At 31.2% G+C, this 11,751-nt stretch carries 11 protein-coding genes, 1 tRNA gene and 1 riboswitch; of the genes, 1 reads left to right on the top strand and 11 read right to left on the bottom strand.

The window, feature by feature from the left end; translation table 11 throughout:
• Window positions 1–196: 196 nt before the first annotated feature.
• The 9 genes from grdB to CLTEP_RS06720 all read right to left on the bottom strand — a co-directional run bounded on the left by grdB (window position 197) and on the right by CLTEP_RS06720 (window position 8,313).
• The gene (gene grdB, locus CLTEP_RS06765; protein ID WP_084364722.1) at window positions 197–1,504 is read right to left on the bottom strand and encodes a glycine reductase complex selenoprotein B; all 1,308 of its coding nucleotides are present in this window, start codon (window positions 1,502–1,504) and stop codon (window positions 197–199) included.
• A gap of 74 nt (window positions 1,505–1,578) precedes the next feature.
• Complete coding sequence (gene grdA, locus CLTEP_RS06760; RefSeq protein ID WP_084364726.1) at window positions 1,579–2,049, bottom strand: glycine/sarcosine/betaine reductase complex selenoprotein A; 471 nt, start codon at window positions 2,047–2,049, stop codon at window positions 1,579–1,581.
• A gap of 58 nt (window positions 2,050–2,107) precedes the next feature.
• Window positions 2,108–3,394 (bottom strand): glycine/sarcosine/betaine reductase component B subunit, encoded by a 1,287-nt coding sequence (locus CLTEP_RS06750; RefSeq protein WP_066824468.1) that lies wholly within the window; start codon window positions 3,392–3,394, stop codon window positions 2,108–2,110.
• 231 nt (window positions 3,395–3,625) lie between these two features.
• A complete protein-coding gene (locus tag CLTEP_RS06745) occupies window positions 3,626–3,958 on the bottom strand; it encodes a thioredoxin family protein (RefSeq protein ID WP_066824467.1) in 333 nt (110 codons plus the stop codon).
• A 78-nt stretch (window positions 3,959–4,036) separates the two neighbouring features.
• Window positions 4,037–4,957 (bottom strand): thioredoxin-disulfide reductase, encoded by a 921-nt coding sequence (gene trxB / locus CLTEP_RS06740; protein ID WP_066824465.1) that lies wholly within the window; start codon window positions 4,955–4,957, stop codon window positions 4,037–4,039.
• Between the two features lie 13 nt (window positions 4,958–4,970).
• Entirely contained in the window at window positions 4,971–5,348 is a 378-nt protein-coding gene (locus tag CLTEP_RS06735) for a GrdX family protein (protein ID WP_066824463.1), read from the bottom strand.
• 69 nt (window positions 5,349–5,417) lie between these two features.
• Window positions 5,418–5,487: riboswitch (glycine riboswitch) on the bottom strand.
• A gap of 387 nt (window positions 5,488–5,874) precedes the next feature.
• Window positions 5,875–6,342: a tRNA (uridine(34)/cytosine(34)/5-carboxymethylaminomethyluridine(34)-2'-O)-methyltransferase TrmL gene (trmL, locus tag CLTEP_RS06730; protein ID WP_066824596.1), complete on the bottom strand. Its 468-nt coding sequence runs from the start codon at window positions 6,340–6,342 to the stop codon at window positions 5,875–5,877.
• An 81-nt stretch (window positions 6,343–6,423) separates the two neighbouring features.
• A complete protein-coding gene (locus CLTEP_RS06725) occupies window positions 6,424–7,260 on the bottom strand; it encodes a Cof-type HAD-IIB family hydrolase (RefSeq protein ID WP_066824458.1) in 837 nt (278 codons plus the stop codon).
• A 123-nt stretch (window positions 7,261–7,383) separates the two neighbouring features.
• Entirely contained in the window at window positions 7,384–8,313 is a 930-nt protein-coding gene (locus CLTEP_RS06720; RefSeq protein WP_066824456.1) for an alpha/beta hydrolase, read from the bottom strand.
• 549 nt (window positions 8,314–8,862) lie between these two features.
• On the opposite strand from CLTEP_RS06720, the gene gap reads away from it, so the two are divergent.
• Complete coding sequence (gene gap / locus CLTEP_RS06715) at window positions 8,863–9,900, top strand: type I glyceraldehyde-3-phosphate dehydrogenase (protein WP_066824455.1); 1,038 nt, start codon at window positions 8,863–8,865, stop codon at window positions 9,898–9,900.
• Between the two features lie 156 nt (window positions 9,901–10,056).
• On the opposite strand, the gene CLTEP_RS06710 is transcribed toward gap, so the two are convergent.
• Window positions 10,057–10,143, bottom strand: a tRNA-Leu gene (locus CLTEP_RS06710).
• 59 nt (window positions 10,144–10,202) lie between these two features.
• The gene (locus CLTEP_RS06705; RefSeq protein ID WP_066824454.1) at window positions 10,203–11,630 is read right to left on the bottom strand and encodes a VanW family protein; all 1,428 of its coding nucleotides are present in this window, start codon (window positions 11,628–11,630) and stop codon (window positions 10,203–10,205) included.
• Window positions 11,631–11,751: the final 121 nt, after the last annotated feature.

Raw genomic sequence — 11,751 nt, 5'->3', positions numbered from 1 at the left:
CAACCCCTCAAACAAACGTGCTGTAAATTAGGCTGTAGGGAACAGGGACTAATCTCCAATATCCATCAAGATAACAATCTGATTTAGCGATTGGCGACTGGTGATTGGAGATTTTATTTTGTGCACATTGTGTACTGTACATTTTGAAAATATTGAGGAACAAATTGTCCCTCAATATTAACATTCATAATTTTAATTAATCTTCAAAAATTGTCTGACCATCAACTGGAGTTTGAAGTGCTTTAAGAGCTTTTTCAACTAGCTTTCTTCTTAAAACATATTCATCTTCCTTGCTTAATGATGGATTACCAAGTGGATGAGGAATTGCAATTGTAGGTACAATTCTATTTGCTCCAACAGTTAATGAAACTGGAGTAATTGTACACATATGAACTACAGGAATACCTGCTCTTTCAATTTCTTTAACTAACGTTGCTCCGCAACGAGTACAAGTTCCTCATGTAGAAGTTAATATAACAGCATCTACCCCATCAGCCTTTAATTCTGATGCAGCATATGCACCATATTTTTTTGATGACGCAACAGCAGTACCATTACCTACTGTTGAATAATAATATCTGTGAAGTGAACCTATCTTGCCTTCCTTTTCTAAATCTCTAAGAACATCAACAGGTATAACTCTATCTGGGTCTTCATTGGCATATACTGGATCATGACCACCATGAGCTGTCTCATGAGTTTCAGAAGTTAAATCCATTATGCCTTCTATATCATATTTACCTATTTTTGAAGCACTTGATGATTCTATATGATCTGGGTTTCCTTTTGGAACAATACCACCAGAAGTAACAATTGCTATTTTAGCTTTTGTTATATCCACAATTGGTGGACATGGTTCTACTCTGTCAAAATCAGGCATTGGGAATTCTGTAACAAATTCCTCTCCTCTTAATTTTTTAACAAGCATATCAACAGCTCTCTTTGCTCCTCTTTCTTCAGCAAAGAAATTCTTTCTAATGCCTCTTGGTATATATCCTTCTTCAGCTGGAGTTCCAATTTCTTCACCCTTTGCTATTTTAGCAGCTAATTTTGCCATAGCAGGTAAAGCTGTTCTCATACCAACTGCACTGTTTCTAGTTTCAACAACATATACATATTTTTTATACATATCTGCACCTGGATTTTCAGGATACATAGCTGTCATTACAGGAATACTAAGTTTTTCACTAACCTCTTTACATACAGCTCCACACGCAACACCATATCTTCCTGCATTAAATGCTGGACCAGCAATTACGATATCAGGGCTGTATTTTTTAATCATTTCAATTATAGTAGCCAATGCTTCATCTGTATTCTCTGCGAAATATGAGTCACCACAAATAACTGTAGCAACAATTTCCATATCTTCTTTCTTTAGCAATCCGTTTAATCCCATACCAGGACCAACAAATCCTTCTCTTACTTCTGGTTTAAAATCTGCTTTTTCTTCTCCACCAATTCCAGCATAAAATTGGTTTATATAGTGAACTACTTTAATCAATTGAATTTCCCCCCTTCAATGGAGTATTAATTTTATTTTCTGTCTTGTCAAATATTTATCAATTTACAGTGATATTATAGACTGTATTTTGCATATTCATCTCTTACTGATTTAACTTCATTAATGATTTCATCAACATCTAAAACCATTTCCATCATTCCACATTGCTCATCATAAACAGCTGGATCACAAGCGTCTTTGATTTCTGGTTCTAACATATGGAATGCTGGTAATCCTAATGCAACTCCTGCTAAAGGACCTGCAAAAGTTGGATCTCCTGCACATACAGTCTCTGCAGATAATCCTGATGCTTCTGCTTCTGCACCACCAATTACAACTATAACATTTTCAGCTCCATATTTTTCAGTTAAATCTTTAACTCTTTGTTGGATCTCCAGATCCATAGCTCCTGCAGCAGTTCAGACAAAGCATTCTGTTGAAGCAAATACTACTTCTGCTCCTGCTGATTTAATACAAGCCTCAATAGCTGGGCCAGGTATACCGTCTCTATCGCCGATAGCAATAACTTTTTTATCTTTTAACATTATTACATCTTCCTTTCTCGTTTTAATAATCATAAAATTTTTAGTTTGTGAATCCCAATTAGTATCCTTTTGCAGATAAGTAATTGAATCCAACTTCACTAGTCGCACCCGTTATTACCTGTATTTCTGCATTTATAGAACCATCATCCAATAAGCTTCCATCATGTCCACCAGCAATTGTATTTGCTGCATCTGGATGACCAATGACTCTCTTCATTGGAGGTAATGTAACAACTTCATTTGCATTACCATTTGTTACAACAGCATCTCCTTTTGGAGTAGAGTCTGCCAAACTTTGAGAACTTCCATCTTGACCTGCATATTCATCTGTAAGAAGTACTGTTTTAACTCCTTTATCAGTTATCTTATTACAATTCATAACAAGGTCAGCATCTGGATTACCAAATCCTTCTTCAGAAACTATAGCTGCATCTACACCTAAGTATTCTACTAGTTTAGCTACCCAGTTTGATGATCTTTCTTTATCTGCTAAATAAACATTTTCGTTAGTTAATATAACTCCAACAAAGTTAAAGTCTTTTCCATGTCTTTCATAAAGCTCTTCTATTATCGGATGATTTAAATGTACATAAGTTGGGTTTTTATCACAAGCAGATACACAGTTACCACTAACTACAGCACCATCAAATACTTCTGTTGGATAAATTAGTGTTGGAACAATTTTCTTTGCATCAACACCATAAACATAAGTATCATGCAATAATCCTTGGCTCTGAAGCATGTAAACATACACAACTTTAGGAAGTTCAGGATATTGTTTGATTTGCTCTAAAAGTGGTAATGTTTCATAAGTTTTGATTTCATCTGGCTCAATATTTTTACCAGCTTTTCCTAAGTAAGCTGCTGTTTTGAAACCTAACATTCTAACAGCTTCCTCATGCTGATGTTGATTAATACCTTCTTTTGGTTCTGCAATTACAACTAAATTGTTTGTTTTAGAAAATGGAGTATATTTTGCTCCAATTCCAGCCATATCAATTATACCTTCTTGGAATCCTACTATTTTACCAGTAGTTACTACTGCAGCACCTTTTAAAACATGAGTTCTTCCTGAACCAACAGTGTCAACTTTATTGATGAACCCAGGGAAAATTCCCCCTTTTCCTTCAACTTTTACTCTTGGCTCAATAACATCCTTAACAGGAATTATTCTTACTTCTTCGCCAGGTCTTGCTATATCAAAATCAATACTAGCAAGTCTGTCATCATCGCCTACTTCTTTTAATAGTTCTTCTTTGTTTACATAAAGAATACCATTGTCAATCTTTGTTTCTTCACCAAATTGAATATCTTTGATGAATATTTTACCTAATTCTAGACGCATGAGATTCACCTCCCAGATAATATTAAATAAATACGTCATCATTTATTTATGTAATCTGAGTGAAGAAATATTTTATTTTCCTCACTCAAATAATAACTTTAGTTATAACTCTAAAATGGTAAATAATTCACAAATATTACTAATCTTCTCGGTTCTACACTTCCACCTTTATAAGTAGTAAATTAAAACTTTTGTTTCAACAAATTGCTTCAACAAAACTAGTTTTCTCAATTAAAGAGTCTCATAATACTCTTTGATAAAGTTTTCAACATCATCTAATGTAGAAATCTTATCAGGAGTAATTGTTGCTACAACTTCTCCATTATTGTATATTTTCATTGTTGGAAGTCCTAAAACTTTTTGTTTAATAGCTAATCTTCTAGCACCTGAGATATTTAAACTTGCAAATTTAATCTTATCAGAATATTTTTCCTCTAAGCCATGAACTCCTGGCATTAATTGCTTACAAATTTCACATTTGTCACCCCAAAAGTCAACAAATACAGGTTTTTCTGAGTAATTTTGAACTTCTGCTTCCCAATTTTCTTTGTTTAATTCTAACATATTAACTACCTCCTTTATATTTGATACACATTAATTTTGTGTAATATTAACCTATACAATTCAAAATTAAATATAAAATTAAAGATTTTGAACATAATGTTCTGCTTGTGTAGCTGCTATTGCACCATCTGCAGTTGCTGTAATAACTTGTCTTAAACTTTTCTGTCTAACGTCTCCAGCTGCAAATACACCTGGAATATTAGTTTTCATATCTGCATCCGTTATTATTTCTCCTCTTTCAGTCATTGTAAGTTTATCCTTAAACAATTCTGAATTTGGAACAAATCCAACAAACACAAAACATCCTTGTACATCTAAATCGCTTATTTCACCAGTTTTTCTGTTCTTAAGCTTTAATCCACCTAAAATGCCATCATCATCTATAGCTTCTTCAACAACGCTATCCCATATTATGTTTATCTTTTTGTTCGCAAATACCTTTTCTTGAACAGATTTATTAGCTCTGAATTCATCTCTTCTATGAATAATTGTTACAGTTTCAGCAAACTTAGTTAAGTACAATGCTTCATCTAATGCTGAATCTCCTCCACCAACAACAGCTACATCCAATTCAGTAAAGAAATCTGCATCACATGTTGCACAATAAGATATACCTTTTCCTCTTAACTCAACTTCATTCTTAAACCCTGCTAATCTTGGATTAGCACCTGTTGCAACAATTACTGTCTTTGCTTCATAAACAGCGTCTCTTCCTTTTAATTTTTTAATTTCACCTTCTAATTCTAAATCAACAATTTCATCTTTTATTATTTCTGTTCCAAATCTTTCAGCTTGCTCTTTCATTCTTGCTATTAAAGGTTTAGTAGTATCTTCAATAGAACCAGGATAATTCTCAAGTTCTTCAGTTGTTGCTGCTTGTCCTCCGAACTTAGCCCTCTCGATTAATAAAGTCTTCATCCTTGCTCTTCCGCCATATAACGCTGCTGCAAGTCCTGCTGGTCCACCACCAATAATTATAGTATCATATATCTGTGACATATCAATTCCTCCTTTAGTTTAATGCATGGAATATTAAATCATAATCTATAACTTGAAAGTCATACAAGACTTCATTCGTATATTCAGGTACGGGTGCAATACTTAAAAATTTTTTCAACTCCATAATGCTATTTTCTATCAATTGTAAAGATTTAAAATCTACTTGCTCATACTTCTTTTTTGTTACACAAACAGTTCTATACGGTGTTTCATTTGGCTTAACACTACTCATTAACGGATGCGTTAGCAATCTGTATCCTAAATGTATTTTATCTCTAACAACTTTGTATACACTCTCTACATCTCCATCAACGAAAGTTACATCATAATATTTACTAAACTTCTTTTTTGACAAAGGATTATTGGTAACAATAATCAACGGTTCTATCATCATTATTCTCCTCGAATCTATTAATTATTTATTACAGAACTCAAAAAAGACAGAAATAAAAGCATAATAGCCTTTATCTCTGTCTTGATACCTGAGAGTATTACTCCTTCGGTGCTTACCGCTTTCCAGAGCTATGTCCGTAATCGATACTTTTGCCTGAAAAATTCATATTTAGCCGGCTAGACTAAATACTTGTTCCTTCGGCTATTTTAAGGAATTCCATACCAAGCAATCATACAGCACTGTACAGTCTCAATAGTATTTTGCCTAAAAACACATATATTATTCCTTAAAATCATCTCTCGAAAACTTCATCCATACATATATATTAAATTTTCACTAAATTTCAAAAACAACCTTACTTTCTTAAAGCTTTGATACCATATATTAATTATAATATAATTAATATATAATTTCTAGGCTTTATTGTTACTTTTCTATTAGTTTTTTCAATACTTTCTATTATAATTTGATATAATTCGTCTTTTTTTTCAAAAATTTAAGACTTTTTTCAGAATTGCTTATACTACTTCATATTTGGAAATTCAACTTGTCTCAATGCCTCATATGCAATTATAGCAACAGTATTTGATAAATTCAAAGACCTATCTGTTGTATTTATCATAGGCACTCTAATACATCTATCCGGATCACTATTCCTAACTTCATCAGGTAATCCTGCTGATTCTTTCCCAAATACTAAAAAATCGCCCCTATTATATTTCACATCTGTATGATACTTCTTCCCCTTTGTAGTACAAAAATAAAAAACACCATCTTTATATTTTTTTCTCAACTCTTCAAACGACTCGTGAATTTCAACATCAACATCTTTCCAATAATCCAATCCCGCTCTCCTAACTTGTTTTTCATCTAAACTAAAGCCCAAAGGTTTTATAAGATGTAATTTACAATTAGTCAAGACACAAGTTCTACCTATATTACCTGTGTTTTGTGGAATTTCTGGTTCAAATAATACAATATTAAAATTTATATTTTCTCCCATGTTTTTTAATATTCCTCCTCAAATAATTTAATAATCACTCTTACCAAGCACTACTCCTCCTAAAATAATTTAATCGTTGCCATTACCAAGCACAAATTTTTCTATAACCTTAGCTACTCCATTGTTATTGTTAGAATCTGTTATATAATCAGCTTGCCTTTTTATAAATTCATCTGCATTTCCCATAGCAACACCCAAACCTGCATATTTTATCATAGATAAATCGTTTTCACTATCTCCAATGCAAATAATCTCTTCTCTATTTATGTTATAGTATTCACCTAAAGTCTGTACAGCTTTACCTTTAGAAACACCCTTGCACATAACCTCAAAGTTATTATAGTAAGAGCTAACGACTTCAAAACACCCCATATCGATAAGTTCTTTTTTTGCTGCTGTAACTTTAGATAAATCATCATCAGTACCAACACATTTTAATATTTCATATTTGTATTTATTAAATATATCTTCCCAATCCTTCACAATCACTATATTTACTTTTTTACCTTCTGGTAATACTTTATTAGCTAATGTATAAAAATGTGAAGAATAGATGATTTTTTCTGTGAAAATTGTATCTGCAGTATAGTAATGGGGATATATATCGTATTTTTTTAAGACCTTTAAAACATCAATGCATTTATCATATCCTAATACATTTTTAAATACCACTTTATCTCTATCTTTTTCCCTTATGAAAGCACCATTTGAAGAAATCACAGGTGTTTTAACATCTAATAAACTTGCAAAATGCTCAGCTGAAGTGAATATCCTACCAGTACTAACAACAATTTTAACCCCCATATTATACGCTTTCTTAATAACAGCTTTGTTTATTTCACTAATATTTTTATCATCATTAAGTAAAGTTCCATCCATATCCATACATATTAATTTGTATCTCACACACTCACCTTTTTCCTTATAATGTATTTTATTTAAATATGTTTATCAATTTTCAATCATATTATACCAAATTTTTCGCAATTGTATAAGGTATCTAAAAAAAATACCAGTCGGCATGGTAATCTATTTTAAATGTCTGTTAATCCAATTTATTATATCTTCATATACTTCATGCTTGTTTAATTCATTTAGCATTTCATGCCTTCCATCTTTGTAAAGTTTCATCTCTATATCTCTTATACCTGCCTTCTTGAATAAATTATATACTTTCAAAACACCTTTACCATTTTTTCCCACAGGATCTTTATCGCCTGAAAATAAATAGATTGGTAGTGTCTTAGGCACCTTACTAATATTTTTTAAATTACAAATTTCACTAATTCCGTTAAATAAGTCTCTATAACTGGATGTTGTAAATGCGCCTCCACATAATTTATCTTCAATATATTTATCAACTTCTTTTTCATCTCTATTCAACCAATCATAATCTGTTCTAGGTGATTTAAATTTATTATTTAAAGAACCAAATGTCAATTTTTGAAGTTTCATGCTCTTTGTTTTTAAACCTTTTTTATTTATTTCTCTATTGGATATTAACAATCCTAATTTAATTTCAAAAGAAGTATTATATCCAGTACCCGATAATATAACACCATCAATACCCTTACCATACTCAATTATATAGCTTCTAGCCAAAAAAGATCCCATACTATGACCTAACAAAAATATTGGTATGTCTCCATTTTCTTTTTTTATTATATCAGTTAATTCATGCATATCATCAACAACAATTTTCCACCCATTCTTTTCTGCAAAAAAACCCAATTCTTCATCATTTAAAGCTGTCTTACCATGTCCTCTGTGATCATTAGCATAAACAACAAACCCCTCTTCCGTTAAAGTTTTTGCAAATTCAAAATACCTTTTAGCATGTTCAGATGCACCATGTGCAATTTGAATTGCAGCCTTTGGAGTTCCTTCATTTCCTTCCCACTTGTATACAAATATATTTTGCCCCATTTTATCCTTAAAAGTAAAATTGCTTTCTTTCATGCGTATCCCCTCCACATATTGAACATCTAAAAATCCTTCTCTACATATTATCAACCAACTACTTTGTGAATCTGTTTAATTAATTTATTCTATATATAATATTTTTTTCCTTTAATTATGTCATGTAATATTATAAAACCAAGCTCATTTCACCAAAACAAAATATCGAACCGCTAAAAAACGAACTAGTTTTACTAAAGCAACATACCGTCACTTCAAGTAGAGACTCTGATCTACTCGAAGCAAAAGCTCCAATCTCCTAATTATAGAAGTAGTTACGTGTAAAACTAGCCATCCCTCTATGATACTCTTATATCATATATTATGATACTCTTTTTATTATATGTTTCACACTTAAAATCATTAGATTATTTGAAATAAACAAAGAATTTAGTAGGATTTTCTATATATTACGCAATTTTATGCTATTATGATAATTGACTTTTATAGTGCAAAGAATTATAAATATTGTGTACTATTTATATAAATAGTATATCGTATTTGCTCATTTTTAATATACTATGATAACTATTTAAGAGGAGGAATTTCATGACTATAAAAATTGGTATAAACGGATTCGGAAGAATAGGAAGAGCTGTTTTAAGAATAGCTCAACAAAAACTTTGCGATAATTTAGAAATAGTAGCCATAAATGCTAGAGCTGACGTAAATACAATGGCTCATCTATTTAAGTACGATTCTTGTTTTGGAAGATTTAATAAACAAGTTACAACTTCAAATGACGCTATTATAATAGAAGGACACGAAATAAAAATAACACATGAAGATAAACCTAAAAATATTCCATGGAATAAATTAGGAGTTGATATAGTAATAGAATCTACAGGTAAATTCAAATCTAAAGAACAACTATCAGAGCACATTTCTGCTGGAGCAAAAAAAGTTATTTTGTGTTCACCAGGAAAAAATGAAGATATTACAATAGTTATGGGAGTTAATGAGGATAAGTTTAATGTCATAAACCATAACATAATCTCAAATGCATCATGTACAACAAATTGTCTTGCCCCAGTGGTTAAAGTGATTAATGAACAATTTGGAATCGTAAAAGGGCTAATGACTACAGTACATTCCTACACAAATGATCAAAGAATACTTGATAAAACTCATACAGATTTAAGAAGAGCTAGAGCTGCTGCCGAATCTATTATTCCAACTACAACTGGTGCAGCTAAAGCAGTTGCTAAAGTACTTCCAGAACTTGAAGGAAAATTAAATGGTTTTGCACTTAGAGTACCAACACCTACCGTTTCAATAACAGATTTGGTATGTGAAATAAAGAAAAACGCTACAGCGGAAGAAATAAATAATGCTTTCAAATTTGCTTCAGAAAATTATTTAAAAGGCATATTAGGTTTTTCTACAGAGCCTTTAGTGTCCATAGATTATAGAGGTGACGATAGGTCTTCAATCATAGATGGACTTTCAACAATGATTATCGGTAACAATATGATAAAAATAGTAGCTTGGTACGATAATGAATGGGGATATTCTAACAGAATTGTTGATTTAACAAATTATATAGCTTCAAAACTGATTACATCAAATATTTTAAGAATAGCATAGCAAAACTAAAGCCCCTAGACAGTTTTGTCTAGAAGCTTTAGTTTTACACATTCCATAAATAATAACGTAATACACTAGTATATTTAACTTGTTATTTATTTTTATATGCCTTATATGTCTTGCATAAGCAATTTTTCAAAATCAATTAGGCATAACTGGTGCGGATAACAGGACTTGAACCTGCACAGCCAAAAGACTAATAGAACCTGAATCTACCGCGTCTGCCTATTCCGCCATATCCGCACATTTTTTAATATTTTATATACATTACACATATAGGGTAATGCTTAAATTTAAATATGTCAAGCAGCACCATTAGTAACGTCGTTACCTTCCTCTTTCGGCATTTCATCTTTTGGTACTTCATTTTTATTTATAGGTCTCTTTTTAGTTCCTTTTCTTATTATACCGTTTATTGGAGGTATATAATCTTGACTTATAAGCTCTTTTTTTACAAATACACCATCTTTGTAAACATTCCTGTATACCTTAACTTTAAATCCTCTATATGAATGTTTCTCAATTTTCTGTTCGTCCTCATACATTTTTGGATCTTCTATAATTTTATTTTTAGGTTCAAGAATTTCATAAACATCATTAAATACCTTATAAGACCATCTCTTAAGCGTGCTATTTGAATATATATTAAAATGCAAGCGTTTATTATATATAAATCCCTCTATATAAATCGGATATTCTAGCGTGTTAACAAATTTAAAATCTATATTTCCCCAATCTACAGTAGCATCTCGTCCAATTGGAACATATGAAGACGCAATTGTATGATGTTTCCTTTCCGTTGGGTCTATATGCGCTAACAAAAGCGCATTATAAAGAGTACTAGATACTTGACAAATTCCTCCACCCAGTCCATTTACAAGCTTATCCCTTATTATAACATGTGCTGCCTGATATCCCTTATCAGCTGTTCTTTTACCTACAACACCATTAAAACTAAATTCTTCGCCCGGTAAAAGCAATGTACCATTAATACTTTTAGTTGCAATTATAATGTTATTACTTCTAGCCACTCCTGAAGTTCTAAAACTTGTCTCATAAGAAGAAATTTTGCTATCTATCTTACTCAAAACATCTTTAGTATATTTGGGAACAATATCCCTTACAGGTGCTTCAATTGTAATTATTTCGTTTTCATCAAACTTACCATTTATTTTACTTAATATTTGATTCTTAAGCTTTTCTTCTTCTAAAGTTTTACCAACAACTTCTGGTGTTACATTGAACACCCCTCTTTTTACCATAGTTATTTTAGCATCAATAGGTTCCCTGTTTATATCTTTCTTCATGTTTTCAACAATTTCATCTATAAACCTATCATTGTATTGAAATCTTAATTTAAATATCTTCTCTTTTGGATTATTAATCAATTTATATTTTTGAAACATACCTTTATCCTTTGCATAAGCGTAAGCTTCCTCTACAGTATCCTGTATATTATACTTAGCATTTAATTGTTCATAATCTATATGGTATTCATTTTCTCTATACTTTATAATTATTTTTTTCTTAAGTACTTTGTCTGAATAATTCCTCTTTATAATATTCATTGCTTCTTCTTTGGTCATACCTGATAAATCGGTATCTTCAATTTTAACGCCCTTATAAATAAGGTCATTCCAATCTTTAACAGTAAAATATACATAGCTACAGTAAGCTGAGCTAGTAATAATTCCCGCTAATAAAATAAGAATAACTGCTATCTTCTTCATATATAATCTCCCTTCTGATGCACAAGTACATTATACTACAATTGAACTAATAATCCTATAATATTTTACGTAAATTATGTTGAAAAATATAGCCAATAAAATTGTTTATATTTTTCGTACA

This window comes from Clostridium tepidiprofundi DSM 19306 (genome assembly GCF_001594005.1).
Lineage (GTDB): Bacteria > Bacillota > Clostridia > Clostridiales > Clostridiaceae > Clostridium_AC > Clostridium_AC tepidiprofundi.
The sequence above is the reverse complement of the archived record's forward strand: the minus strand, read 5'-3'. Positions and strand labels throughout refer to the sequence as shown.